This window comes from Clostridium sp. FS41 (assembly GCF_000954015.1).
Lineage (GTDB): Bacteria > Bacillota > Clostridia > Lachnospirales > Lachnospiraceae > Enterocloster > Enterocloster citroniae.
Genome location: NZ_JYHN01000059.1, coordinates 229233 through 255548 on the forward strand (window position 1 = coordinate 229233; position 26316 = coordinate 255548).

The following is a 26316-nucleotide window of genomic DNA, read 5'->3' on the forward strand; positions in this document are numbered from 1 at the left end:
CGCTATCTGATCTTCCGAAGGCTGTGAGTATAAATGAATGTTAATAAGGAGGTACAAGAGTATGTACAAGGGAACAAGCGCTTCTGCAGGAATTGGTATTGGAAAAGCTGTAATTGTGGAAGAAGCTGAGCTGGTGATCACCAGACAGTCGGTGAGTGATGGAGAAGCTGAGGTAGAGCGTTTTAAGGGAGCGCTGGAGCAGACCATTCAGGATACGGAGCGTCTGGCTGAAGATCTGGCCACCAGAGTGGGGGAGAAGGAAGCTGAGATCATGCAGGGGCATATGATGCTGCTGGCAGATCCCATGCTTACAGGTGAGATTGAGAATTCCATTAAGAACGATGGGGTAAACAGTGAATTTGCCATTGAGAACGTGTGCAATATGTATGCGGACATGTTCGCTTCCATGGGAGATGAGCTGATGCAGCAGAGGGCAACGGACATGCGCGACATCAAGACACGTATGCAGAGGACCCTGATGGGGATCCAGTCCGTGGATATCTCCAAACTGGCAGAGGGGAGCATCATTGTTGCAAAGGATCTGACTCCCTCCATGACAGCAGGCATTAATCCGGCCAATGTGACCGGTATCGTCACAGAACTGGGGGGCAGGACCTCCCACAGCGCCATTCTTGCAAGGGCGCTGGAGATACCCGCAGTGGTAGCCGTAACAGGCTTTATGGACAGTGTTAAGGACGGGGATGCCATTGTTCTGGACGGCAGCACCGGCGAGGTACATGTAAACCCGGAAGACTCTGTTAAGAGTGAATATGAGGTTAAGCGGGAAGCGTTCCTAAAGGAGAAAAAAGAGCTGGAGCAGTATATCGGAAAGGCTTCCGTGACAAAGGACAACGTGCAGGTGGAGATTGTGGCCAATATCGGCAAGCCTGAGGATACGGACAAGGTTCTCCAGTATGACGGAGAGGGGATCGGTCTGTTCCGCACCGAATTCCTGTTCATGGACCGGACTGCCATGCCCACAGAGGAAGAACAGTTTGAGGCATATAAACAGGTTGCTTCCGCCATGAAGGGCAAGCCGGTGATTATCCGTACCCTGGATATCGGAGGAGACAAGGAAATCCCTTACATGGGCCTGGAAAAGGACGAGAACCCATTCCTGGGCTACAGGGCGATCCGTTTCTGCCTGGACCGCAGGGAGGACATCTACAAGCCGCAGCTGCGTGCACTGCTACGCGCCAGCGCGTTCGGCAACATCAGGATCATGGTTCCCCTGGTAACCTGTATCGAGGAGCTGCGTGAGGCAAAGGCCCTGGTGGAAGAGGTTAAGAAGGAACTGGACGGCCGGAACATTGCGTATAATAAGGACATTCAGGTAGGTATCATGGTGGAGACCGCGGCTGCATCCCTGATTGCAGATATCTTTGCAAAGGAAGCGGATTTCTTCAGCATCGGCACCAATGACCTGACCCAGTATACCATGTCTGTGGACCGGGGCAATAAGAAGGTGTCCTACCTGTATTCCACATTTAATCCGGCTGTGTTAAGAAGCATCCGCCATATCATTGCCTCCGGGCGTGAGGCCGGCATCATGGTAGGCATGTGCGGCGAGGCTGCCAGCGACCCAATGATGATTCCGCTGCTTCTGGCATTTGGATTAAATGAATTCAGTATGAGCGCATCCGCTATGCTGAAGGCCAGAAAGATGGTTACAGAATACGACACCCGGGAGCTGAAGGCAGTGGCGGACAAGGCCATGAGCTTTGACACAGCGGCTGAGGTGGAGCAGTACATGAGAGAATTTGTGGAGAATGGAACAGTATAATGCTAGTTTATTTTGTTTGTTATGTTATAAGTTTCATATTGGCCCGGCAGCATTTTTACATGCTGTCTGGGCTGGTTTTAATTACAGCAGCCCTTTGGCTGTACTACAGGGATTACGCGGCCAGCAGGAATGTCATTCATCTGCGGGGCTTGTTCTGCCTGTTTTTTGTGGGAGGACAGGGGATTTCCTGCTTTAAGCTGAGCCGCCTTCAGGGGGATTGGAGCATAGAGACCTGGATCTGTCTGGGACTGGCGGTGGCCGCGTTCTGGGCGGTGTTTGAGGTGCTTACCAGGCTGTTTGACGGCTGGAGTGCAGATGACATGGAATCCGTGTACCGCTTTTACGCCTCCGCCGAATCGCCTTTCCAGGCCAAACGGCTTTTACATTCCATGGCCGGGCTGGTAGCCGTGTCCTATGCCGCCTTTTTCTTTGAAGCCTGGAAGCTGGGATTTGTGCCCTTGTTTTCCTATGGGGTCCCCCATGCATATTCCTATTTTCATGTGAGCGGGGTCCATTACTTTACAGTGTCATGCGTGCTGGTCCCCAGCCTATTTGTGGTGTACAGCCTTATGGTTTCCAGAAGGGGGAGAGGGCTGTCCAGGGACAGGGGCTTCTGGCTGGGAGCGGTCTGCGTGGTTCTGGCTCTGGCAGTGCCTGTGCTGTGTGTGTCCAGGTTCCAGCTGATCCTGGCAGTGGGCATGGCTGCATTTACCTATATATCCATGGCCGGAAACATCAGGCCCGGATATGTGGTGATCCTGTTTGGGTGCATGGTGCCGGCCTATCTGGCGCTCACCGTGATGCGCAGCCACAGCGTGGAATACCTCAATGGCATTTTTGAGATGAAGAACAGCCATATGCCCATCTTTGTCACCCAGCCCTATATGTATATTGCCAATAACTATGATAATTTCAACTGTCTGGTGGAGCAGCTGCCCTCCCATACCCTGGGACTGCGTATGCTGTTTCCGGTGTGGGCATTGACAGGGCTTAAATTCCTTGTGCCTTCACTGGTTAATTTTCCTTTGTTTGTAACAAAAAAGGAGTTGACCACCCTCACACTGTTTTACGATGCCTATTATGATTTCGGCGTGATTGGAATGATGCTTCTGGGAGCCCTTTTGGGAGCGGCATGTTATTACCTGGTGAAGGCCAGGAGGAACCTGCGGTGTCCGGCAGGCCATGTGTTTTATGCCCAGATCGCCATGTACATGATGCTGTCCTTTTTTACCACATGGTTTTCCAATCCGGCCACATGGTTTTATCTGGTGGTCACAGGCATTATTTACATTTATGTAAGGTCATAAAAATAACCGGACTATAAGAAGTATAAAAAATATATAAAATATTATTGACTTTTATCTTAAGATTTGTTATTATGCTGTTAGTGAAGTAAATCTTTGGAAGTCAATTGAATAATTAATAAGGATTGTTACTGTTCGGCAGGCAAAACCAGGTTTGTTAAGGGGATGATTGATATACGCATTTTGTGCGGATATCTCTTTAGCAAAGTTGGTTTTTTTGTTTTAATCAGGAGCAATTATGAAAATATCGAAGATAATCAATAATAATGTTGTGAGTACCTGGGACGATGAAGGCAGGGAAATCATCGTCATGGGGAGAGGCGTTGGTTTTAAGGCCAGGGAAGGCAGTTCCATTGATGATGAAAAGGTGGAGAAGGTATTCCGCCTGGACAGCCAGAATACCATGGATAAGTTTAAGGAACTGCTCGTAAACCTGCCCATGGAACATGTACAGATATCGGCTGAGATCATCAGCTATGCAAAAGGGGTGCTGAACCGCCCCATTAATCCAAATGTGTATATCACCCTTACGGATCATATAAATTTTGCACTGGAGCGTTTTAAACAGAAGATGATGTTTACCAACCCGCTGATCAGAGAGGTGCGCAGCTTTTACCATGAGGAATACCTCATAGGCGAGTATGCCATTGCCATGATCGACCGGGATCTGGGAATCAAGCTGCCGGTGGATGAGGCGGCTTCCATTGCCCTCCACATTGTCAATGCGGAATATGATGCGCCCATGGGTGATACAATAAAGATCACCAACCTGATCCAGCAGGTATCAGAGGTGGTGGAGGAGTATTTTAATATAAAGCTGGATGAACAGTCTTTAAGTTATGAGCGGTTCATTACACACCTGCGTTTTCTGGCACAGCGGGTATTTACAGGGGAGCATATGGATCTGGATAATCTGGAGTTCCAGAAAGTGATCGACAGGTTATATCCGGAAGAATATGTCTGCAGCCAGAAGGTACGGGAGCTGATCAAGAGGCAGTATGGGCATCAGGTCACAGAGGAAGAAGTAGCGTACCTGGCCCTGCACATCAAGCGTATCAGAACAAAGTAACAGTCGGGTCCCGCCAAGCGGGGCATAAGAAAGGAGTAATAAGGATGTTTGGTTCACTTAAAAAACTGTTTGGGGGAGAAGAACAGGCGGAAAAGATCATTGCAGCGCCGGTGAGCGGAAAAGCCGTTCCCATGAGCGAGGTAAGCGATCCCACCTTCAGCCAGGAGATCCTGGGAAAAGGGGCGGCGATCATCCCTTCCGAGGGGAAAATCGTGGCGCCGGCCGATGGCCTGGTTACCATGGTATTTGATACAAAGCATGCCCTGAGCGTGCAGACGGAGAGCGGCGCTGAGCTGATCATCCATATCGGTCTGGACACGGTCCAGTTAAAGGGACAGTACTTTGAGGCACATGTAAAGGCCGGGGACAAGGTAAAAAAGGGAGACCTGCTTCTGGAATTTGACATGGATAAGATCAAAGAAGCGGGATATGATGTAATTACGCCTGTTATCGTATGCAATACTCCTGAGTTCCCAAAGATGGAATGTCTCAGCGGTATGGATGTAAAAGCAGGTGAGACCACGATCATTAAGCTGTAATTAAAGGTGGGGATGAGTTGATAGAGCGCAGCTTTATCTTAAAGGATGAGATGGGGCTTCATGCAAGGCCGGCCGCAATACTCATGATGAAAATGCTTCAGGTCCAGTCCACCGTGGAACTTTTGTGCAACGGAAACAGGGCGGACGGCAAGGACGTCATGAGTATCATGGCCATGAACACGGTGGCGGGAGATGAAGTGGTTTTCCGCATAGACGGACCGGATGAGGCCGAGGCCATGAAGGCGGTGGAATCTGTCCTGGCCGGATAAGAGCCGGGATAGGGAGAAAAATGATTTAAACCTGATTCCAGGTTTAGATAAAACAGTCATGAACAAATAAATCAGAGTTTTCCTATAGAAATTATATGATAGGAGAGCTCAAAATAAGAAAGGGGATTTATGTTATGATGAAATGGCTACAGAAACTAGGTAAATCTTTAATGCTTCCAGTTGCCGTATTACCGGTTGCAGGCATTCTGTCCGGTATTGGTTACTGGCTCTGCCCGGCTGTTATGCAGGGCGGTGAGATTACAGGCGCAATCCCGATGATTGGATATTTTCTGACGCAGGCAGCGCTGGCTTTGATTGACGGCGCAATTATCGCGCTTTTGTTTGCAGTAGGCGTAGCGGTCGGCATGTCGGATGACCATGACGGTACAGCGGGTCTGGCCGGTCTTGTATCCTGGCTGATGATTACCCACCTGCTCTCACCGGGAGTTGTTCAGACATTGGCCGGTATTGCACCGGACAGCATTCAGGGTATGGCTTTCGCTAAGATCCAGAACGCCTTGATTGGTATCATTGCCGGTGTGATCGGCGCTACCTGCTACAATAAGTTTAAGAATACAAGGCTGCCGGACTGGCTGGCGTTCTTTTCAGGCAAGCGCTGCGTTGCAATTGTTACGGCTCTGTTTTCCGTCATCGCAGCTGCAATTTTGTTGTTTGTATGGCCAATCGTTTTCGGCGGGCTGACCACTTTGGGACAGTCAATCGCAAAAATGGGAGCAGTAGGCGCGGGTATCTATGCATTCTTAAACCGTTTGCTGATTCCGTTCGGCTTACATCACGCCTTAAACAATGTATTCTGGTTTGATACCATTGGCCTTGGCGATTTGTCCCATTTCTGGGCTGGGGATACGTCTGCTAACGTAAGCTGGAGCCTGGGCATGTATATGTCAGGATTCTTCCCATGTATGATGTTCGGTGTTCCAGGCGCCGCATTGGCGATTGTTCACTGTGCAAAAGATAATAAAAAGAAAATCGCTATCGGCCTTGTGGCTTCCGCAGCTCTCTGTGCATTTATCTGCGGCGTAACAGAACCATTTGAATTTGGATTTATGTTCCTTGCACCTGTATTGTATGTGGTATATGCTGTACTGTACGGCATTTTCACCTACATCACCGTGCTGCTTGGCTTCCGTGCCGGCTTTTCATTTTCAGCAGGCGCAACCGATCTTCTGTTCTCAGCATCGCTTCCGGCTGCTGCGAAAACCTGGTTGATCATTCCGTTAGGAATTGCTGCTTTTATCGTATTCTATGTGGTATTCCGCTTTATGATTACGAAGTTTAACTTAAAGACCCCGGGCCGTGAGGAGGATGACGATCTGGATGAGACAGTTGTAAAGCTTGCCAATAATGACTACACACAGGTGGCCAAAATTGTTCTGGAAGGTCTTGGCGGCAAAGAAAATGTTACAAGTGTGGATAACTGTATTACCAGGCTGAGGCTGGAGATCAAGGATTACACACAGGTGGATGAGAAAAAGATCAAATCCGCCGGTATTGCCGGAGTTATCCGCCCAAGCAAGACCAGCGTACAGGTGATCGTGGGTACGCAGGTACAGTTTGTGGCAGATGAGTTTAAGAAGCTGATGAAGTAACAGAGAAACGTTATCATAAAAAGTTTCCGGACAGGGGGACGGCTGAGGCCGTCCTCTTTTCTGTGTGACGGGTATACGTTCCTTATATGGCGGATTTGAATAAACTGGGATAGTGTTTTTTCGTGTGACGGAGAAATGCAAATTTCTTGTCCCCCTCCTAAAAATGTGTTATTCTATGATACAGAGCACATAAAGTGTACCCTCGGAGACTCCCGGAGTACACGAAACAATTGGGGAGGGCAGACAGCAGTGAAGCAAATGATCCGGAAACGTCTGTGTATTGTAATACTGACCGCCATGCTTATATCATTGTTTGTAAATTATTTCCAGCTGATCCATAATGCCCAGAGCGGTATGTACCGCAATTCCCAGAATAAATTCTGGCAGATCGGGCAGATTTTGAACCAGAATGAGAAGGAGACACAGAAGGCGAAAGAGAGTCTGATGGAACAGTGCTTCATGAGCGCGGAAGCCATCTCATATATGATACAGGGAAAACCGGATATTGTGGGGAATCAGCAGGAAATACAGCGGATTGCAGGCATGCTCCAGGTGGATGAGGTCCATCTGTTTGACACGGAGGGGAATCTGTATGCCGGTTCCGAACCCAGGTATTACGGGCTGAATTTTAATTCAGGGGAGCAGATGCGGTTTTTCCTGCCCATGCTTAAGGATTATGATCTTCGGCTGTGCCAGGAGATAACACCTAATACGGCGGAGCAGAAGCTGATGCAGTATGCCGCTGTGTGGAGCCGGGACCACAAAGGGATCGTCCAGGTGGGGCTGGAGCCCACCACGGTCCTGGAAGCCATGAAAAAGACGGAGCTATCCTATATCTTTTCCCTGGTCACCTCAGAAAAGGATGAGACCATCTATGCCATTGATCCTGACAACGGCCTGATCCTTGGATCCACGGATGACGGCCTTGTAAACAGACAGATCCAGGACATTGGAATCGAGCCGGGGCATCTGGGTGTGAGGGGACGGGGGATCAGGCTGATGATCAACCAGGAAGACAGCTACGGCGTTTTTGAAACCAGCGGTTCCGTGATCCTGGGCATTACAAAGTCAACGGCAGCCCTGTATGGTGAACTGAACAGGAGCACGCTGCTGCTTGCGTTTTATCTGACCTGTATTTCGCTGATCATGATCGTCTGTATCTCTGCTTACATAGACAGGTATATTGTGGACGGGATTTCCTCCATCCATGAAAAACTGGAAAGGATCACCCGGGGAAACCTGGATACAAGGGTGGAGGTGGACAGTACGCCGGAGTTTGGTGAGCTCAGTTTCCAGATCAACCAGATGGTGGAAAGCCTTCTGGATACCACCAACAAGATATCCCAGATCCTGGAGATGAGTAAGGCGCCTCTGGGAGTGTATGAATATAACTGCGACATGAGAAGGGTCATGGCAACCAACCGGCTGGCGGAAATCCTCATGATCGGCAGGTCGGAGGCAGAAACCCTGTTTTCTGATTATACTCTGTTTGAGGCAGCCCTGGAACAGGTGAAAAAGCATCCGGTGGAAGGTGAAAACGGAGTTTACCGCATGGAAGGGGAGGAGGTCCGTTATATCAGGCTGGAGACATTTGCGAGAGGGCACAGTACCCTGGGGATGATCATGGATGTAACGGATGATATCCGGGAGAAAAAACGGATTGAACAGGAACGTGACGTGGATCTGCTCACAGGGCTTTACAGCAGGCGGGCGTTCTACCGGCAGACGGAGGCTCTTTTGTCCGGCAGTGAACCTTTGGGACATGGGCTTATGCTGATGGCGGATGCAGATAATCTGAAACAGGTCAATGACCAGTACGGCCACCAGAACGGAGACCGGTATCTGGCTGCTATTGGCAGGATCCTCATATCCTGCGCCTGGGAAAAGTGTGTAACTGCCCGGCTCAGCGGGGATGAGTTTGCCATGTTCCTCTATGGGGCCGGATCCAGGGAAGAACTGATGGTTCCTGTTAGGAAGATGATGAGGGATATGGAGGAGGCCGGAGTGGAGCTTGGCACCAAGGAGAGAATCCCGGTCCATTTCTCTGCCGGATATGTGTTCTACCCCGAAGATGGCTGTGATACGGCTGTTCTGCTGAAACAAGCGGATGAGGCCATGTATGATGCAAAGAAGACATTTAAGGCAGCATCGGCCCATGGAGGCGGAGAACCAGTTATTTACAGTTGACACATAAACCATGATTTGGTAGAATACATTTAGACGTTTAGATATATGTCTAAATGTATTTTTTATTTGGTGTCACAGATCCCGGAATAAGTTAACATCATTTCCTCAAAATTGAAAGGAGGATCAGATCATGCCCTTTGGCGATACCTTTAAGGCTTTGTCAGACCCCACGCGCCGGGAGATTTTGTCCCTGCTGAGACAGGGCAGCATGACGGCCGGCCAGATCGTGGAACATTTTGACACCACAGGGGCCACGATTTCCCATCACCTGAACATTCTCAGACAGGCTGGTTTGATTGAGGACCGCAAATCAGGAAAATATATTTACTACGAGCTGAACACCACCGTATTCCAGGAAGTGCTTTCCTGGCTTCAGACATTAATGGAGGAACAACATCATGAGAAAGATCAATAGAAAGCTGACGTTTTGGGATTTTCTTTATTGGGGGCTGACCCTGGTACCTTTTGTGATATCCCTTGTATTCTACAGCCGCCTTCCTGAGCAGGTGCCCACCCACTGGGGGGAGGATAATCAGATCAACGGTTATTCCAGCCGCAACATGGCAGCATTCGGCATACCGGCATTTATGCTGCTGATGACCATATTTATCAATGTCATGTATGTCATTGACCCCAAGAGGGAGAATATCAGGCGTTCCAGGGAACTGGGACAGGTGATGCGCTGGTTTATCGTACTCCTCGCAGTGGCGATGCAGCTGGTCATCATATTGTCCGGTGTGGGCATGTCCATGAATGTGGGGACCGTGGTGAGCGTTCCCATCGCCGCCCTGTTTGTGGTAATGGGCAATTACCTCCCCAAGTGCAGGCAAAACTATACCATGGGAATCAAACTTCCCTGGACCCTGGCGGATGAGGATAACTGGACACGGACACACAGGCTGGCGGGATATATATGGACCGCGGGAGGGATCCTGATGATCGTTATGGGGTTTTTTAATCTTGCATCCCTGTATTTTGTGGTGTTTATGGCAATGGTACTGATACCCAGTGTGTATTCCTATTGGATCTACCGGAAGAAAATGAAACAATCCTGAGTCCTGGCCCTGAACTCTGTTCTGCCTTGCCCTTGAATATATGGAAGCTATGAAGTATAATAATCCAATAACGATTCCAAAGGAGGATATCATGGCAGTTTCAAATGTCTATTACACAAATATGAGAACCACATTACAGGAAAATCTCCTGCAGAAGCTGGAGAGGCTGGTTAAGAAGGCCGGTATGATGGATATTGATTTCAGCAACAAGTATACGGCCATAAAGATCCATTTCGGCGAACCGGGAAACCTGGCTTACCTTCGCCCCAATTATTCAAAAGTGCTGGTGGATTTGATCCGTTCGGCTAACGGCAGGGTATTTCTTACAGACTGCAACACATTGTATGTGGGGCGCAGGAAGAATGCCCTGGACCATCTGGACGCTGCTTATGAGAACGGATATAATCCCTTTACCACAGGATGTCATGTGATCATTGCCGATGGACTGAAGGGCACGGATGAGGCCCTGGTTCCCATAGACGGCGACTATGTAAAGGAGGCCAAAATAGGCCGTGCCATCATGGATGCTGATATTGTGATCTCCTTGACCCATTTTAAGGGCCATGAGGCGACCGGGTTCGGCGGTGCCTTAAAGAATCTGGGCATGGGCTGCGGTTCCAGGGCCGGCAAGATGGAGATGCACAATGCAGGAAAGCCATATGTACATACAATAACATGTATTGGCTGCGGCTCATGTAAGAAGAACTGTGCCCATGGGGCTATCTCCATTGAAAACCGCAAGGCGTCCATTGACACGGGCAAATGTGTGGGCTGCGGCCGCTGTATCGGCGCATGTCCGGTGGATGCCGTGTGCACTATGGGCGATGAGGCCAATGACATCCTGAACATGAAGATTGCCGAGTATTCCCTGGCTGTATTAAAGGACCGTCCCAATTTCCATGTGAGCCTGGTGGTGGATGTATCCCCGTTCTGCGACTGCCATGGGGAAAATGACACGCCCATTGTACCCAATGTGGGTATGTTTGCGTCCTTTGACCCGGTGGCCCTGGATGTGGCCTGTGCGGATGCGGTAAACCGTCAGCCGGTGCTTGCCGGGAGTTACCTGGCGGAGAAGGAACATACCCATCACGACCATTTCACAGACACCCATCCGGACACCAACTGGGAGACCTGCATTGACCACGCGGTCAAGCTGGGGCTTGGAAACAGGGAATATAATCTGATCACGATCTGATCCATTGTTCCTGGTCAATCCTATTACAAATCCGAATCCTGTCCGTATCGGCCGGTTAGCTCAAAGAAGCGCGGCATTGATACAGATATGGTTCGGATATTTTCATGTAGAATTAAGGTTTATGTAAAGTCTGTAAGTGGATTATCTGATAAAATAAAGTCAGAGTCTGCCTGAGGCTGTTTGAAAATTCAATCCCGTTATCTGCACGTCTGCCGGAAAGCATTTTTCAAACACACTCTGGTATGGGGAGACCAACCTGTAAACGGAGGATAAAACCTATGAGTGATGAACAAAAGATGGTAAGGGAACAAAGGTCCATTGGAAAAAGGAGCATGCTTAGAACGTGGTTTCTGTGCGTGTGGGCGTTCGTCCTGGCGGCTTTCCTGGTTTCCTGCGGGTCCCATAGCGGCAGCAGGTCCCCCATGGAAAGAGTGTCCCCGGACAGGGGATCGGAGGGGACTGATGCCGGTTTCTTGGATGGAACGGAAGGCAGCGATCCGGACTGGGAAGAGGGAGGCGTCCCGGACGGGAGGGAGGAGGGTTCTTCATCCGGACCGGTCCAGGGCGTCCAGTTTGCGGAAGGGTTTGGAATCTGCGCTCCCGGACAGCCGCCCGTTTACACCATGGAGTCCCCGCCCCCGCCTATAGAGACAGAGGGAGCCAAGGCATGGCTTCAGTCAGTGGCATACCAGAACGGGATATGGATCTACCGGGTAAAGGTGGAGGATCATTCCATTACCGTCATACCGGAGGACGAGGTTGAGGAACTCCTGAAAAAAGAAGAGGAAAACATGAAGCTTCAGGAGGAAGGGAAATATCCTCAATGGGATAACAGCTACTTTGAACTGGACCATGAGAAGGGGATCTACGGGCGGAGCTCCTTTGAGGAGAGAACGGGATTCAGGAAAACAAAGAACGGGCTGCCGGGCGAGCATTTTATAGATTCCATCCAGGGGCCGGGGGTTCCTGGGGGATCCATTTCAGCAAGAAGGCACCAGCGAAACTCCAGATATGAAGAGTATCTAACCAAGGGATATGCCGCCACCTACTGGGACTATTATGTGGATCAGATGGAGCTTACCATTCCGGAGCCGGATGGAATCTATGAACTCCACATTCCCGGCTTTTCAGAAGGATTCTTATTTTCCTTTGTAAAAGCCCATGAATATCCCAGTGCGGAGGAGATACCGGGCATGGTGTTTCACCAGGGTATGGGGATCTATGCAACGGGAAAATGGACGGAGGACGGTTTCCAGGCCGCCTATTACACCTATCCCAAGGAAGGATACGTCATGCAGCCTGTTATTGCGGAGCTGAGCTTCTGCAAGGGGGACCAAAAGGGAACCGGCCATCTTAGGGAAACGGAATTCGATCATTCACTAAATGCCCAGATGGGGTTACAGGGCATACCTGACGGAAAGCAGGGCCAGATCATAACATATGAGTTGGACCCGGAGGCCGGAGGCGGGGAGATATGGCTGAAATTTGACCGTGTGAATATGGCATATCAAAAGGAGATCCAATGGCTGACCATTCCCATTCCCGAGGAGAAAACAGAGGTGGATCAGACATTCAGCCTGGATGAGTGTACTGTGAAGGTGGTCAGCGCCCGCAGGACAGATTCGCCAGTTTATTACGGAAATATAAACGGGGTGGATGAGACAAGGCCTGCTGTATACGTGGAAACTGAGATTGAGATGAATGATGATGGAAAGGAGTTTAGCGGACTGTACGCCCTGATGGAAGAGGATATCCGCGCTCCCTATCCGGTGCTTGCAAAACCTGTGTATAAGGATGAGGAGAGGATAGAAAACCATGAAAAACCCTTGGGATATAACCTGTGCTACAGCAAAGGGGATACCCAGGTCCAGCTGGGGTTAAAAGGAGTGTATTATAATTGGCATCAGGAATTTATGGTGCCGGTACAGGTGGCCGCTGAATAAAGCGGCCCCATTTATGAAAGCGGCCCGTGAAATTATTTTGATATAATGCTTGACAAATATAACTGTATCATGTATAGTTACAGTAAGAACTGTAACAAACTCGATTACAAATAAAAAAGGAGAAGCAGCATGAAGGAGAATCTTAAAAAGTATGATGCAGTTATAATCGGTTTTGGCAAGGGCGGCAAGACCATGGCCGGGGCCCTGGGGGCGGCCGGCAAAACCGTTGCCCTGATTGAGCGTTCTTCTATGATGTATGGGGGGACCTGTATTAATGTGGGTTGTATTCCTACCAAATCACTAGTCTATCGCGCCGGACTGGCCGCAGCAGCCGGGAAAACATTTGAAGAAAGGTCCGCCGCGTACAGGGAGGCCATGGAGCAGAAGGAGGATCTGACCGGAAGACTGAGAGGGAAAAACTACCAGAAGCTGGACAGCAACCCTAATATTACGGTTATTGACGGGAATGCAAGGTTTGTATCCCCGCATATTGTGGAGGTGGCGCACAATGAGGATGTGTTCCAGGTGGAAGGGGAAATGATATTCATTAATACGGGATCCCAGGCATTTATCCCTCCCGTTGAAGGCCTGAAGGATAACCCTTATGTTTATACCAGCGAGGGGCTGCTAAGCCGCAGGGAGCTGCCTGAAAAACTGGTGATCATTGGCGGCGGATATATTGGCGTAGAATTTTCTTCCATTTATGCAAATTTTGGCTCAAAAGTGACCATACTTCAGGATGGAGATGTTTTTCTCCCAAGGGAGGATGAGGAGATCGCTGCAGCGGTAAAAGCTTCCCTTGAGAACAGGGGGATCCGTGTCCTGGCCGGAGTAAAGGTAAAGGCAGCGGAGCAGGAGGAAGACAGGGCCGTTGTGGTCATAGACACCAGGGAAGGTGAACGCAGGCTTCAGGCAGATGCGGTCCTGGTTGCCACAGGACGCAGACCCAACACGAAGGGTCTTAACCTGGAAGCGGCCGGTGTAAAGACGGATGCCAGGGGAGGCATCATTACAGATGACACCCTTGCCACCACAGCGCCCCATATCTATGCAATGGGGGATGTGCGGGGAGGACTCCAGTTTACATACATTTCACTGGATGATTTCAGGATCGTAAGATCCGCTGTCCTGGGAGATGGAAGCTATGATCTGAAAAAACGGGGGGCTGTCCCTTACAGCGTGTTCCTGGATCCGCCGTTTTCAAGGGTGGGACTCAGTGAGAAGGAGGCCGTAAAGGCCGGGTATAGGATAAAGACAGCCAGGCTTGCGGCGGCAGCCATTCCAAAGGCCCAGGTGCTGGAGCAGCCGGCAGGACTGTTAAAAGCAGTGATCGATGAGGAGACGGGGTTGATCCTGGGAGCCCATCTGTTTTGTGAAGAGTCCTACGAGATGATAAACATGATAAAACTGGCCATGGATGCAAAGGTAAGCTACACCGTTCTCCGGGATGCGATCTATACCCATCCCACCATGAGCGAGGCTTTTAATGACCTGTTTGCAGTCTGATCATATATAATAAGCAATGAATAAGGAGAGTACTATATGGGATTTTCATTAGATGTAAGCGTACCTGTTATGACCGTTTTTCTTCAAGGGCTGGTCAGCTTTTTCTCGCCCTGCGTGCTGCCCCTGCTGCCCCTTTACATAGGGTATTTGTCAGGAGGAACCGGAAAACGGGGAGAGGACGGACGGATTCACTATGAGCGGGGAAAGGTTATGCTTCATACCATCTGCTTTGTGGTTGGGGTAAGCTTTGCGTTTTTCCTGCTGGGGTTCGGATTCTCGGCAATGGGAAACTTTTTTAAGACAAACCAGACCATGTTTGCCAGGATCGGTGGGATCCTCGTGGTGCTCTTTGGGTTTTATCAGCTGGGATTTTTCGGCACCTCCCAGGTGCTTGGCAAGGAGCGCAGGCTTCCCTTTAAGCTGGATACCCTGGCCATGTCCCCGGTAACCGCGCTGATCATGGGATTTACGTTCAGCTTTGCCTGGACGCCCTGCGTAGGCCCTGCCCTGGCAAGCGTCCTGCTCATGGCCGCATCGGCCAGCACCAAGGCAATGGCCTTTGGACTGATCGGCGTCTATACATTGGGCTTCGTGCTGCCGTTCCTGGCAGTGGGGCTGTTTACCACGTCCCTTTTGGAATTTTTTAAGACTCATGTGAATGTGGTGAAATACACGGTAAAGATCGGCGGGATCCTGATGGTATTTATGGGTGTTCTCATGTTTACCGGAAGAATGAATGCAGTGACCGGTTATCTTTCCCAGTTCCAGGCGCCCTTTGGCACTGAGGCTGGTCAGACTGCCGGGGAGAACGGCAATGAAAGCAGCCCGTCAGGGCAGGGAAATGAACCGGGCGAAGACCCCGCGGCTCCTGCAGCGGATGCCGGCCAGCCTTCAGAGGAGTCCGGGGACACGGATGGCGGTGACAAAACCCAGTCAGGCGGCCCGTCTGCGCAGACGGAAGGCCAGGCGGACGCAGTTGGACAGGAAAGTGAAAGCCCAGGGGATACAGCCAATCCTCCGGCAGTGGATTTTACCCTTACGGACCAGTATGGCAACACACATACATTGTCGGATTATAAGGGGAAGACCGTGTTCCTGAATTTCTGGGCCACATGGTGTCCTCCCTGCAGGGCCGAGATGCCTGATATCCAGAAACTGTACGAGACATATGATACGGAAGGCGATGACGCCCTTATTATCCTGGGCGTGGCCAGTCCTAATATAGGCGGCGAGAAATCAGAAGAAGGAATCAAGGAATTCCTGGATGAGAACGGATATACCTATCCTGTGCTTATGGATACCACAGGTGATGTGTTCATGTCCTACGGCGTGTTTTCCTACCCCACCACGTTCATGATCGACAGGGATGGAAATGTATTCGGATATGCCAGCGGGCAGCTGAATGAAGATATGATGGAAAATATCATTAAACAGACAATGGAAGGAAAGCGGAGATAGAACAATGAGAAAAGGCAGGGCCAGAAGGAGATACCATTACAGAAAAAATGGATATATGTGGGGCAGGATATGGTTATTGTCAGCTCTGGCAGCTGCCGCCGTGATATACGGCGTGATGGAACTCAGGTCGGTCAGGGGGCATGAGGCAGAGGGCGTCCAGGTAAGCCTGGAAACCTCCGGCTCCAGTCCTGATGCAGAAAGCCCTGATACGGCCGGTCCGGCCCCGCAGTCCAAAAAGGAAGGCCGTGAGGATCAGGAACAAACGAAAAGGGAATCCCGGAGCATTCAGGTAGTGGATGTAAAGGACGTGGTGGAAATAGAAGTCCCCGCCCAATGGGCAGAGGATCCGGATACCCATGCCATAAAGGCTGAGCTTACAAAAAAGGCAGCTGAGATTGCAGAAAAATGGGACCGTCAGCCGGTGGATTCACAGATGGAATCATTTGACAAGACAACGGGTTCCTACGGGTATTCGGAAGAATCAAACGGCCGTGCCCTGGACCAGGACCAGCTGGTCAGGGACCTGATGAAAGCCGTGGAGGGACCCCTTTTGCAGACCCAGGTCCAGGCGGTCTTTCAGACAGTTGCCCCAAAAAGGACACGGGCGCAGGCCAAGGAACAGTACAAGGTGATCGGCACATTTGCCACAACCACTACAAACAATAAGAACAGGAACCAGAATATACGCCTGGCGGCCGAGGCCATTGACGGGATGATACTGAAACCCGGACAGGAGTTTTCATTTAACATGACCACCGGCAACCGGACCAGTGACAAGGGGTACCAGCCCGCAGGCGCGTACAGGAACGGCGTGCTGATCGAGGAACCGGGCGGAGGCGTCTGCCAGGTTTCCACCACACTGTACCATGCCATCATTAATTCGGGATTTAAGACAACGGAACGGAATTTTCACAGTTTTGCCCCCAGCTATATTGAAAAGGGGCAGGATGCCATGGTCAGTTTTGACGGCTATGCGGGACCGGATCTGCGGTTTGTGAACACAGGGGATGCCTCTGTGGGACTCAGGGCCTCCTTTAGCGGCAACCAGCTGAAGCTTTCCATTGTGGGACTTCCGGTGCTGGAGAACGGAAAGGATGTCTCACTCCGGTCCGAAAAGGTCAGGGACGTAGAGCCGCCGGAACCAATCTATGAGGAGAATCCTGAGCTGGCATATGGAGAAGAAAAGGTCATTGAACAGGCCCAGCCGGGTTCTGTCTGGAAGACCTACCGCCAGTTAAAGGAAAACGGAAAGGTTGTGGAGGAGACAGCACTGCATACCAGCACCTATAAGGCCAAACCGGCCAGGATCCAGCGAAACTCGGCTGCCCAGCCGGGCGCGAACCAGGAACAGACAGGTATGGATCAGGAACAGACAGGTACGGGTCAGGAACAGACAGGTACGGGTCAGGAACAGACAGGTACGGGTCAGGAACATTCAGACGCGGGCCAGGAACATTCAGACGGGAATACACCGGAGTCCGTCCAGGGGAGTGTGAGCCAGGACCAGGGGACCAGGGGGCAGGAAAGCCAGGATCAGGGAACCGCAGGCCAGAAAGTTCACAACCTGCAGGATGGCGCAGGGCAGGCGGAGCATGGGTCCGGCGGAAATGGACCAGGCACAGACGGACCGGCCGAAGGCGGGCCGGCTGCAGAAACGCCGGGAGGGAAAAACCAGGGCTCTTTTGCTCCGGAATTGGCAGCGCCGGGGCAATAGGCCCATGAATTTAAAAAAACGCGGACAAAACCAGTGCATTTTCTGAGAAAAAATGGTATGATTTTACAGAGAATAACTCTGGCACGGGCCAGAGCGAAAGGGGAGTAATGATACAGTGACAAGCGAATTTACAATTGCAGTACATGCACTGGTCTTTCTGAATCATAAGGCAACCGTGTATTCCAGTGAAGGGCTGGCAGAGAATGTCTGTACGAATCCGGCCAGAATCCGCAAAGTCATGGCCAAGCTGAAAAAGGCCGACTTAGTAAAAACAAAGGAAGGGGTGGACGGGGGGTATCTGTTTCACCGGGACAGCAGGGAGATCAATCTGACCATGGTGGCGGATGCCCTGGAAACCCCCTTTGTGACCGTTTCATGGAAAAGCGGGAATCCACATATGAGCTGCCTGATCTCTTCCGGTATGGCAGGAGTGATGGATGGGCTCTATGATGATCTGGACCAGTGCTGCCGGGAACGGCTGACACATGTTACCATAGCTGATCTGGATAAGAAGATATTCGGGAAGGCTGCTGCAAATTGATTGGATGTTTCCAGTCAGGCCGCAGCGCCTTTTTTCGTGTTGCAATTAAAAACAAGGCATGAGATAATAGGAAAATCAAAAATCAAAAGAGGAGCATGCAAAATGAAAAAACTGCGCGGATTGTTCAGGATTATTTTTGGCAGGACTGCATTTGTGATCCTGTTTATGGCCATACAGCTGGGAATCCTGTTTGGGGTATTCCGGTGGCTGGAGGACTATGTGCACATCATATATGCTGTGTCCATCCTGCTCAGTGCTGTTGTGATCATCTATATATTTAACGAGCCCATTAATTCCAGCTTTAAGATGGCATGGATCGTGCCCGTTCTTGTAATCCCCGTGTTTGGGGTATTGCTCTATATCTTTGTACAGATGCAGTTCCAGACAAAGCTGCTGGCCAGGCGCCTTCGCACCACCATCAAGGCAACGGCCCCCTATTTGAAGCAGGATCCGTCAGTGCAGGAGAAGATCAGGAGATCCAGCCTGCGAAGCAGCCATTTGATCGACTATATGAAGGACTGCGCAGGTTATCCTGTGTATGAGAATACCTCAGTGGAATATTTTTCCCTGGGAGAGGACAAGTTTGAGGCGCTGAAACGGGAACTGAGGCAGGCGGAGCGCTTTATTTTTATGGAATATTTTATTGTTGAGCGCGGCTACATGTGGGACAGCATTCTGGAAATACTGGAGGAAAAGGTGAAGGAAGGGGTGGAAGTCCGCGTCATGTATGACGGGATGTGCTGCCTGATGCTGCTTCCCTATCATTATCCCAAAGTGCTGGAGGCCAAGGGAATCCGCTGTAAGATGTTTTCACCCATAAAGCCCACCCTGTCCACTTACCAGAATAACCGGGACCACCGCAAGATCGTTGTGATCGATGGACACACTGCCTTTACCGGAGGCGTGAACCTGGCGGATGAGTATATCAACCGCAAGGTACGGTTCGGCCACTGGAAGGACACGGCCATTATGCTGAAGGGTGATGCGGTTTTAAGTTTTACCATGATGTTCCTTCAGATGTGGAATGTGACTGAACGGCAGCAGGATGATTTCAGCCGTTATGTGCTTCCCAAGGGGACTGAAGTGGCAGGAGCAGGGGACCGGGGAGGATTTGTTCTTCCTTACGGCGACAGTCCCATGGACAGGGAGCAGGTGGGAGAGCGCGTCTACCTGGATATACTGAACCAGGCCAAGAACTATGTCCATATCATGACCCCCTACCTGATCCTAGATGATGAGATGGAGAATGCCCTGTGTTATGCTGCCAAGAGAGGCATTGACGTGACCATTATCATGCCCCATATCCCGGATAAGAAGTATGCCTACCTATTGGCCAGGACCTATTATCCGGAGCTGATCGAGGCAGGAGTCAAGATCTATGAATATACGCCGGGGTTTGTCCATGCCAAGGTATTTGTCAGCGATGACGAGAAGGCGGTGGTGGGTACCATTAACCTGGATTTCAGAAGCCTGTACCTGCATTTTGAATGCGCTTCTTATATTTACAGGAACCCGGTGGTCCTGGCTGTGGAGCAGGACTATCAGGATACCCTTAAAACATGCGCCCTTATCACTATGGAAAACTGTAAGAATTACAGCTGGGGAGGAAAGAAGCTGGGACGCCTCATGCGTCTGGTGGCGCCTCTTATGTAGGGAAAAGAGGCAGCATATATGACCAAAAGATCCTTAAAGGGCATATCATAGAGGTATGTCCTTTTTGATTTGTGGATTTTAGAAAAATCAGACAATGAACCTAAAAATATCCATTATATATCACAAAATGAACACATTATGATGGTAGAGTATGAGAGTATTAATTATGCTATTTTTCCAACCATTGATTTGAGAGGAGCAAGAGATATGAACAGACGATGCGCAGCCTGCCGGTATTTAAGCGGTTCTCTGGCAATCATCACTGGGATCACCGGGGCAGCACCTGTTACAGTGATGGCGGATACTTCATCTGCCAATTTTGATATGAGAAAACAGGTGGTAAATCTGACAGGAATTTTAAATGTGACAAACTATACGGAACAGGTTACAAGAGGGGATTTTGCAAGGATGCTGGTCAATGCCTCCAGCTACCGTGAGAATCTGCCCGCTGTCAGCGTTTCGGTTTTTGCCGATGTGCCCAGCACCAACCCCAATGCGGTATATATCAGGATCGCGGCGTCCCAGGGATGGATGAGCGGATTTCTGGGCGGCCTTTTTAAACCGGATGAGTACATAACATACAAGGATGCCGTAAAAGCATTTCTGACCATGCTGGGCTATACGGATGAGGACTTTACCGGTGATCTGGCATCCTCAAGGATCTCCAAGTTTAATTACCTGGAACTAAACGAGGAGGTAAACCGGCAGGGGGATGAGGTGCTGAACCAGACGGATTGTATGAACATGTTTTATAACCTTCTGAAAACCACTCCCAAGGACAGCAGCAGTATCTACGGCGCTGTTCTGGACTGCGAATTAAACAGCGATGGGGAAATCAACCCCATCAGTATCCTGGAGGACGAGCGCAAGGGCCCCATCCTTGTAAGAAAAGGCTTCAGCGTGGCCCAGTCTGTTCCCTTTGATACGGAGAATGCCAATGTATTCCTTAATGGGGTGGCCAGTACCCTGGAGTCTGTTAAACTGTCCCAGAAGGATGCGGGATTTGCTGTTATCTATTACAATGTAAAATCCAAGACCATCTGGGCCTATACAACCAGTGCCTGGGACCAGGACGACTCATCAGGCAACAACTCCTATGTGCTGTTAAAAGGCGAGATCAAGAATATTTACTATAAGTCCACAGATGTTATGACTCCCACTTCTGTCCGGATTGAGATTGATGAGGACAATTCAGATGATGACTTTGACACGGATGATTCCCTGGACAGTGACGGTTACCTGACAGTGGAGCTGAATTCTTCCGAACTGCAGTATCTGTTCTCCATCTACGGACAATTGGAAGTGGGTGATGAGGTGGTTCTTGTCTGCAATGAGAGCAACGGCTCTTACACGGCAGTGGATGCCATCGAATACTAATGGGACGAGGTGACTTATGGAAAAGACCAGCATAAAGGCATTATTAAAACGAAAAGAAAAACAGGCAGGGGAAACGGATAAGCCGAAGAAAAAGGGTAAAAAGAAAAACAGGCTGAAGCTCATCATTGCGATGCTGGTCCTTGCCGCCGTGGTCATAGTGGTGGTGCTGCAGCGCAGGCAGGCTGCCCGAACCGCGGCTGCAGAGGCAAATGCCGTGAATACGGCTACGGTGGAGACAAGGGATATTGTTTCAGAACTGTCCTCATCAGGGACCCTGTCGGCCAAGGATTCCTACAGCATAACGGCCCTGGCGGAGGGGGAGGTCATAAGCGCTGATTTTGAGGAGGGGGACCAGGTTGAAAAAGGGCAGGTCCTCTACGAGATTGACAGGACCAGCGTGGAGTCACAGCTGAGCAATGCCAAGAATTCCCTGGAACGGTCCCAGAAGGATTATGAAAAGGCGGTACAGGAATACAATGAGGCCCTCAGCGATTACAGCGGCAATACATACAAGGCCACTGAAACAGGTTATATCAGTGAGCTGAACATCAGCGCGGGCAGCAAGGTGAGCAATAACACTACCATTGCCAAGCTTTACAGCGATGATGTGATGAAAATACGGATTCCCTTCTTATCCGGGGAGGCAGCCCTGATTGCGCCGGGAATGGGGGCGGTTCTTACACTGGTGGATACAGGGGAGCAGGTGGCGGGTACGGTGACAGCAGTAGCCAACCAGGAAGTGGCCCTTACAGGAGGACGTATGGTGCGTAATGTAACCATCCAGGCGGCAAATCCGGGCGGTCTTACCACATCCACAAGGGCAACGGCACAGATCGGTGAATTCGTGGGAAGCGAGGACAGCACTTTTATGGCCACCATAGACACCACCATGAACGCAGAGCTGTCGGCCACCGTGGAGGTGGCATCCCTTCTGGTGGATGAGGGAGATTACGTGACTGTGGGAACTCCTGTTTTCCTGATGACCACAAAGACAGCAGAGGATCTGATCGAAACCTATTCAGATGCAATGGAAAATGCGGAGGAAAAGGTGGAGAGCGCCCAGAGCAGCCTGGACAACACCCAGGACACCTATGATGACTACACCATAACCGCTCCCATATCCGGTCAGGTGATCACTAAAAGCTATAAGGTGGGCGATAATATATCAAGGAATACCAGCAGCACTACCACGGTTGCCACCATTTACGATCTTTCGGGACTTACCTTTGAAATGTCCATTGACGAACTGGATATCTTAAGCGTAAAGGTGGGACAGAAGGTGACGGTGACAGCGGATGCCCTTGAGGGGGAGACTTATACGGGCACGGTGACCAATGTAAGCCTGGAAAGCACCTACTCCAACGGAGTGACCACCTATCCGGTTACGGTGACCATGGATGAGATGGGAGATCTTCTTCCGGGAATGAATGTGGACGGAGTGATCACGTTGGATGAGGCAACAGGAGTTCTGGCAATTCCGTCAGATGCCCTGATGCGGGGCAACCAGGTCTATGTAAAGGATGACACGGTGACCCAGCAGGCAGGTCCTGTTCCGGCCGGATTCCGGGCAGTGGAAGTAGAAACCGGCCTGGTCAGCGATTCCTATGTGGAGATCAAGAGCGGACTGTCAGAGGGAGATGTGGTATATGTGGCGGAAACCAGTACATCCAACACCAGCGTCTTTATGATGGACATGGGAGGCGGTCCCGGCGGTGGCGGCGGCCAGGGCAGCAGAGGCGGCCAGGGCGGCCCAGGCGGCGGTGGCGGCCAGGGCGGCGGTCCAAGGTAATTTCGGCAATTCGGATCAGCGGCCCCTTTAGATGAAGTGAGAAAGGAAACCATATGTATGGAGATGACACAGGAGTCGGCCTCCTTGGGAGAACCGTTAATCGAACTGAATCATATCTATAAGATTTATTATCTGGGCGGTGAAGAGATACGGGCCAGCGATGATGTAAACCTTACGATCCGCCGTGGAGAGTTTGTGGCCATTGTAGGAAAGTCGGGAAGCGGTAAATCCACGCTGATGAACATTATAGGCGCTTTGGATGTGCCCACAAAAGGGGATTATTATCTGGGCGGCGAGGATGTCAGCGATATGACGGATAAGCAGCTGGCCGGAGTCAGAAACCGTATGATCGGATTTATTTTCCAGCAGTACAACCTGCTGCCCAAGCTGAATATATTGGAAAATGTGGAACTTCCCCTGTTGTATGCGGGGGCGGGGACAGCGGAGCGTAAGGAACGGGCCATGGCTTCACTGGAGCGGGTTGGCCTTGAGGACAAATGGAGGAACTTTCCCAACCAGCTGTCCGGCGGCCAGCAGCAGAGGGTATCCATAGCCAGGGCACTGGCCGGAAATCCGTCCCTGATATTGGCGGACGAACCCACCGGAGCCTTGGACTCCAGGACCAGCAGGGATGTGCTGAACTTTTTAAAGAAGCTAAACAACGAGGGCAACACCATTGTGATGATCACCCATGACAATTCCATTGCTATGGAAGCAAAACGGGTGGTGCGGATCGCAGATGGGAAGATCAATTTTGACGGAGATGTAAAAGACTATGCTTCAATCATTCAAGCTGGCTCTAAAGAGCATATGGGGCAATAAAATGCGTTCATTCCTGACCATGTTGGGAATTATCATCGGCGTTGCGGCAGTCATTATTCTGGTAAGCCTTGTAAACGGCTACATGGGCAGTGTGGTGGAGAGTTTTGCAAGTATGGGCGTAAATCAGATCAATGTAAGCGTGACCAACCTGACCTCGCGTTCCCTGGATGTAGATGAAATGTATGCGTTCTATGAGGATAATACGGATCTGTTTGCCCAACTCAGCCCCAATGTAAGCTTATCAACCACGGTAAAGCACGGTACGGATGAGATGGATTCCACCAGTGTGGGCGGCTACAGCGAACAGTATCTGGATTTAAAGGAATACACAATGGAAGCCGGACGGAATATCTCCTATGCGGATATCATGTCCAGGCAGAAGGTCTGCGTCATAGGAGCATTTGTGGCCCAAGAGCTTTACGGCAGCGCCCAAAGCGCCCTGGACCAGACCATTAAAATCGGGGGATATTCATTTAAGATCGTGGGTGTGGTGGCTCAGGAGGAGGACGACATGGATGACGGGGGCACAGATGATTTTGTCTGGCTGCCCTACAGCGTGGCTGTTAAAATGTCCAGGAACGCGGTCATAAGCAGCTATACCTTTACATCGGTGGATACTGACCTGTCAGATGACTGTGTTACGGCGATCGAAGATTTCCTCTATGAGACATTTAAGGATGATGATCTGTACCGGGTCACTGCCATGAGCGAGATGCTGGATTCCCTGAATGAACAGATTGCCATGATGAGCGCCATGTTAGGCGGGATCGCAGGCATCTCCCTGCTGGTAGCAGGTGTGGGGGTTATGAACATCATGCTGGTATCTGTCACAGAGCGCACCAGGGAGATCGGGATCAGGAAATCCCTGGGAGCCGACAAAGGGACCATCATGCGCCAGTTTGTCATAGAAGCAGCGGTAACCAGTTCCCTGGGAGGGGTTGTGGGGATCCTCATTGGCTGTATCTCCACCACACTGGTGGGAACAGCTGTTGGGATAACGGCAACGCCTACTCCTGCTGCGATCGCCATATCCTTCAGCGTGTCGGTGGGCATCGGCCTTTTGTTCGGATATATGCCGGCCAACAGGGCTGCTAATTTAAACCCCATCGATGCGCTCAGAAGTGAGTAGAGGGATGTGGGCGTGCAAAATAAAACAGGCGGGGAAGCTGGATTATCCCGGTCACAGACAAGGGATTTCAGGAAAGCCACCGGTACAGACCGATCAGCACAAAGAAGGCTGCCACATAGATCAGGGCAAATACGGCGGCAGATACCCGGTCATTCCTTGACAGGGGAAGACGCCCAAGCCAAGCCATGGTCCTGGCCCTCAGAGGGAAACACAGCATCAGGAAGACGAACAGCAGCAGGAGCCCTATGCCTGCCAGGACAAAGGAACGGCTGGTCAAAAGCATGAGGATGACCGCTGCGGAAAATGCCATGGGGAACAGGATGCAGGTGAGGCAATTCAGGGTCTGCATCCTGCCTTTTGGCAGGGGAAGCCCTTCACGCAGGGCTTTTTTTATTTCCATATGGCGTTTTAGACGGCTGAAAAATACGAGGGCATCGGCACCCAGCAGGGCGGCCACATAGAGCAGGTGAGGGTAAAACGGTGTGCCGGCATCCATTCCCTCCTTTGCAATGGACACGCTTGAGGGAATAAAAAATGCAAACAGGGCGATGTTAAGCAGGAACAGGACAAAAAGCTGCCTTTCTTCCGTGCGCAGAGTGGTATCCCGCAGCAGTTCATATGCCAGCGCCCGGTCGGTCTGAAGTTCCATGGGCCGCTGGCCGGCCTCAGAGCAGAAGATCACCAGATTCTTATAATAGGTCTTCGGCGTCCATCCGCTGGTCCTGCAGGCGTCCAGGTACTCGTTAAATTCATCTGATGCCAACAGCTTTGCCGTAATCTTCTTAGGGTAGATGTCCACGCAGAAGTGGTATCTGCCGGGCGTCAGATAGCTGAAATATCCATTCTGGAAAAAGGGGGTAAATCCCTCGATCATATAGCCCTCCATGGCCTTTTCTTCTAAAAAACGTTCCAGCTTTTTGTATTCGGTCATATGGAACGGAATCTCCCACTGTGCGTCATATTGTTCATTTCCAAGACCTCTCATCGTAAAACCTCCCATCATTTGAGATGCTCGTCATCCCATATCGGTTTCAGCCGGCTGCGGCCGTCCTCTACCATGGATACCAGACGTTTATATTCGGTCATAAGAATGTGGTGACCGTGGCCGGTAAGACAATAAATCTTTTTCCGGTCCGCCACTGCGGTCTGCCGTATCATCCCCTCATCTTCAAAGCGTGCCAGAAGCGCATACAGGGTGCCGGCTCCAATCTGTACACGGTTCTGGGTAAGGGCTGCAGCCTCCTGCATGATTTCATACCCGTAATGCGGTTCCTGGAGGATCAGCAGTATATAGTACATGGGTTCCGTCAGGGTCTGAAACTGTATCCGCGGCATGTTGTCACCTGCTTTCTTAGTTGCTGGTATGATACGCT

General features: G+C 50.7%; 22 protein-coding genes. 20 read left to right on the forward strand and 2 right to left on the reverse strand.

Annotated elements, in window-relative coordinates; genetic code table 11:
- The first annotated feature begins 61 nt into the window (after positions 1-61).
- From ptsP to CLFS41_RS13210, 20 genes are all read left to right on the forward strand, one after another.
- A complete protein-coding gene (gene ptsP / locus CLFS41_RS13115; RefSeq protein WP_045092519.1) occupies positions 62-1783 on the forward strand; it encodes a phosphoenolpyruvate--protein phosphotransferase in 1722 nt (573 codons plus the stop codon).
- Between the two features lie 59 nt (positions 1784-1842).
- The gene (locus CLFS41_RS13120; protein ID WP_330363634.1) at positions 1843-3090 is read left to right on the forward strand and encodes an O-antigen polymerase; all 1248 of its coding nucleotides are present in this window, start codon (positions 1843-1845) and stop codon (positions 3088-3090) included.
- A gap of 235 nt (positions 3091-3325) precedes the next feature.
- Positions 3326-4156 carry a PRD domain-containing protein gene (locus CLFS41_RS13125; RefSeq protein ID WP_007858261.1) on the forward strand — a complete coding sequence of 277 codons (831 nt, stop codon included), beginning with the start codon at positions 3326-3328 and terminating at the stop codon, positions 4154-4156.
- A 44-nt stretch (positions 4157-4200) separates the two neighbouring features.
- Positions 4201-4695: a PTS glucose transporter subunit IIA gene (locus CLFS41_RS13130; RefSeq protein ID WP_007858260.1), complete on the forward strand. Its 495-nt coding sequence runs from the start codon at positions 4201-4203 to the stop codon at positions 4693-4695.
- Between the two features lie 17 nt (positions 4696-4712).
- Positions 4713-4964: an HPr family phosphocarrier protein gene (locus tag CLFS41_RS13135; RefSeq protein ID WP_007858259.1), complete on the forward strand. Its 252-nt coding sequence runs from the start codon at positions 4713-4715 to the stop codon at positions 4962-4964.
- A 134-nt stretch (positions 4965-5098) separates the two neighbouring features.
- Positions 5099-6574 (forward strand): PTS transporter subunit EIIC, encoded by a 1476-nt coding sequence (locus CLFS41_RS13140; RefSeq protein WP_007858258.1) that lies wholly within the window; start codon positions 5099-5101, stop codon positions 6572-6574.
- A gap of 258 nt (positions 6575-6832) precedes the next feature.
- Positions 6833-8761: a diguanylate cyclase gene (locus tag CLFS41_RS13145; RefSeq protein ID WP_242856866.1), complete on the forward strand. Its 1929-nt coding sequence runs from the start codon at positions 6833-6835 to the stop codon at positions 8759-8761.
- 130 nt (positions 8762-8891) lie between these two features.
- Positions 8892-9176, forward strand: coding sequence for an autorepressor SdpR family transcription factor (locus tag CLFS41_RS13150; protein WP_007858256.1), 285 nt, complete (start codon positions 8892-8894; stop codon positions 9174-9176).
- Positions 9160-9816 carry an SdpI family protein gene (locus CLFS41_RS13155; protein WP_045092521.1) on the forward strand — a complete coding sequence of 219 codons (657 nt, stop codon included), beginning with the start codon at positions 9160-9162 and terminating at the stop codon, positions 9814-9816. Before CLFS41_RS13150 ends, CLFS41_RS13155 begins: the two co-directional genes overlap by 17 nt.
- Before the next feature lie 91 nt (positions 9817-9907).
- Complete coding sequence (locus CLFS41_RS13160; protein WP_007858253.1) at positions 9908-11011, forward strand: DUF362 domain-containing protein; 1104 nt, start codon at positions 9908-9910, stop codon at positions 11009-11011.
- A gap of 278 nt (positions 11012-11289) precedes the next feature.
- Entirely contained in the window at positions 11290-12954 is a 1665-nt protein-coding gene (locus tag CLFS41_RS13165) for a hypothetical protein (RefSeq protein WP_045092522.1), read from the forward strand.
- 129 nt (positions 12955-13083) lie between these two features.
- Entirely contained in the window at positions 13084-14460 is a 1377-nt protein-coding gene (locus tag CLFS41_RS13170) for an FAD-dependent oxidoreductase (protein WP_045092523.1), read from the forward strand.
- 36 nt (positions 14461-14496) lie between these two features.
- A complete protein-coding gene (locus tag CLFS41_RS13175; RefSeq protein WP_007858250.1) occupies positions 14497-15918 on the forward strand; it encodes a cytochrome c biogenesis protein CcdA in 1422 nt (473 codons plus the stop codon).
- 4 nt (positions 15919-15922) lie between these two features.
- On the forward strand, positions 15923-17632 hold the full coding sequence (locus CLFS41_RS13180; protein ID WP_045092524.1) for a VanW family protein: 1710 nt from the start codon (positions 15923-15925) through the stop codon (positions 17630-17632).
- A 115-nt stretch (positions 17633-17747) separates the two neighbouring features.
- Positions 17748-18173 carry an Rrf2 family transcriptional regulator gene (locus CLFS41_RS13185; RefSeq protein WP_007858246.1) on the forward strand — a complete coding sequence of 142 codons (426 nt, stop codon included), beginning with the start codon at positions 17748-17750 and terminating at the stop codon, positions 18171-18173.
- Positions 18174-18275: 102 nt separating this feature from the next.
- Positions 18276-19826: a cardiolipin synthase gene (gene cls / locus CLFS41_RS13190; protein WP_045092525.1), complete on the forward strand. Its 1551-nt coding sequence runs from the start codon at positions 18276-18278 to the stop codon at positions 19824-19826.
- Between the two features lie 207 nt (positions 19827-20033).
- Entirely contained in the window at positions 20034-21203 is a 1170-nt protein-coding gene (locus tag CLFS41_RS13195; protein ID WP_045092526.1) for an S-layer homology domain-containing protein, read from the forward strand.
- Between the two features lie 16 nt (positions 21204-21219).
- Positions 21220-22992, forward strand: a complete 1773-nt coding sequence (locus tag CLFS41_RS13200; RefSeq protein ID WP_045092527.1) for an efflux RND transporter periplasmic adaptor subunit — start codon at positions 21220-21222, stop codon at positions 22990-22992.
- Positions 22993-23049: 57 nt separating this feature from the next.
- Positions 23050-23814 carry an ABC transporter ATP-binding protein gene (locus CLFS41_RS13205; protein WP_007858240.1) on the forward strand — a complete coding sequence of 255 codons (765 nt, stop codon included), beginning with the start codon at positions 23050-23052 and terminating at the stop codon, positions 23812-23814.
- Entirely contained in the window at positions 23768-24943 is a 1176-nt protein-coding gene (locus CLFS41_RS13210; protein WP_007858239.1) for an ABC transporter permease, read from the forward strand. The genes CLFS41_RS13205 and CLFS41_RS13210 overlap by 47 nt, the downstream gene beginning before the upstream one ends.
- Positions 24944-25010: 67 nt before the next feature.
- Here the strand turns inward: CLFS41_RS13210 and CLFS41_RS13215 are convergent, their stop codons facing one another.
- Positions 25011-25928, reverse strand: coding sequence for a DUF2812 domain-containing protein (locus CLFS41_RS13215; protein WP_045092528.1), 918 nt, complete (start codon positions 25926-25928; stop codon positions 25011-25013).
- Positions 25929-25942: 14 nt separating this feature from the next.
- Entirely contained in the window at positions 25943-26278 is a 336-nt protein-coding gene (locus CLFS41_RS13220) for a helix-turn-helix transcriptional regulator (RefSeq protein WP_007858231.1), read from the reverse strand.
- Between the last annotated feature and the right edge of the window lie 38 nt (positions 26279-26316).

What these genes read in the sequence shown, in the direction of transcription:
- CLFS41_RS13155 (WP_045092521.1), top strand. Translation starts at nt 9,160, where the DNA reads ATGAGAAAGATCAATAGAAAGCTGACGTTTTGGGATTTTCTTTATTGG.
- CLFS41_RS13160 (WP_007858253.1), top strand. Translation starts at nt 9,908, where the DNA reads ATGGCAGTTTCAAATGTCTATTACACAAATATGAGAACCACATTACAG.
- CLFS41_RS13220 (WP_007858231.1), bottom strand. Translation starts at nt 26,278, where the DNA reads ATGCCGCGGATACAGTTTCAGACCCTGACGGAACCCATGTACTATATA.
- CLFS41_RS13130 (WP_007858260.1), top strand. Translation starts at nt 4,201, where the DNA reads ATGTTTGGTTCACTTAAAAAACTGTTTGGGGGAGAAGAACAGGCGGAA.
- CLFS41_RS13195 (WP_045092526.1), top strand. Translation starts at nt 20,034, where the DNA reads ATGAACAGACGATGCGCAGCCTGCCGGTATTTAAGCGGTTCTCTGGCA.
- ptsP (WP_045092519.1), top strand. Translation starts at nt 62, where the DNA reads ATGTACAAGGGAACAAGCGCTTCTGCAGGAATTGGTATTGGAAAAGCT.
- CLFS41_RS13140 (WP_007858258.1), top strand. Translation starts at nt 5,099, where the DNA reads ATGATGAAATGGCTACAGAAACTAGGTAAATCTTTAATGCTTCCAGTT.
- CLFS41_RS13165 (WP_045092522.1), top strand. Translation starts at nt 11,290, where the DNA reads ATGAGTGATGAACAAAAGATGGTAAGGGAACAAAGGTCCATTGGAAAA.
- CLFS41_RS13180 (WP_045092524.1), top strand. Translation starts at nt 15,923, where the DNA reads ATGAGAAAAGGCAGGGCCAGAAGGAGATACCATTACAGAAAAAATGGA.
- CLFS41_RS13210 (WP_007858239.1), top strand. Translation starts at nt 23,768, where the DNA reads ATGCTTCAATCATTCAAGCTGGCTCTAAAGAGCATATGGGGCAATAAA.
- CLFS41_RS13215 (WP_045092528.1), bottom strand. Translation starts at nt 25,928, where the DNA reads ATGAGAGGTCTTGGAAATGAACAATATGACGCACAGTGGGAGATTCCG.
- cls (WP_045092525.1), top strand. Translation starts at nt 18,276, where the DNA reads ATGAAAAAACTGCGCGGATTGTTCAGGATTATTTTTGGCAGGACTGCA.
- CLFS41_RS13205 (WP_007858240.1), top strand. Translation starts at nt 23,050, where the DNA reads ATGGAGATGACACAGGAGTCGGCCTCCTTGGGAGAACCGTTAATCGAA.
- CLFS41_RS13150 (WP_007858256.1), top strand. Translation starts at nt 8,892, where the DNA reads ATGCCCTTTGGCGATACCTTTAAGGCTTTGTCAGACCCCACGCGCCGG.
- CLFS41_RS13125 (WP_007858261.1), top strand. Translation starts at nt 3,326, where the DNA reads ATGAAAATATCGAAGATAATCAATAATAATGTTGTGAGTACCTGGGAC.
- CLFS41_RS13120 (WP_330363634.1), top strand. Translation starts at nt 1,843, where the DNA reads ATGCTGTCTGGGCTGGTTTTAATTACAGCAGCCCTTTGGCTGTACTAC.
- CLFS41_RS13170 (WP_045092523.1), top strand. Translation starts at nt 13,084, where the DNA reads ATGAAGGAGAATCTTAAAAAGTATGATGCAGTTATAATCGGTTTTGGC.
- CLFS41_RS13175 (WP_007858250.1), top strand. Translation starts at nt 14,497, where the DNA reads ATGGGATTTTCATTAGATGTAAGCGTACCTGTTATGACCGTTTTTCTT.
- CLFS41_RS13200 (WP_045092527.1), top strand. Translation starts at nt 21,220, where the DNA reads ATGGAAAAGACCAGCATAAAGGCATTATTAAAACGAAAAGAAAAACAG.
- CLFS41_RS13145 (WP_242856866.1), top strand. Translation starts at nt 6,833, where the DNA reads ATGATCCGGAAACGTCTGTGTATTGTAATACTGACCGCCATGCTTATA.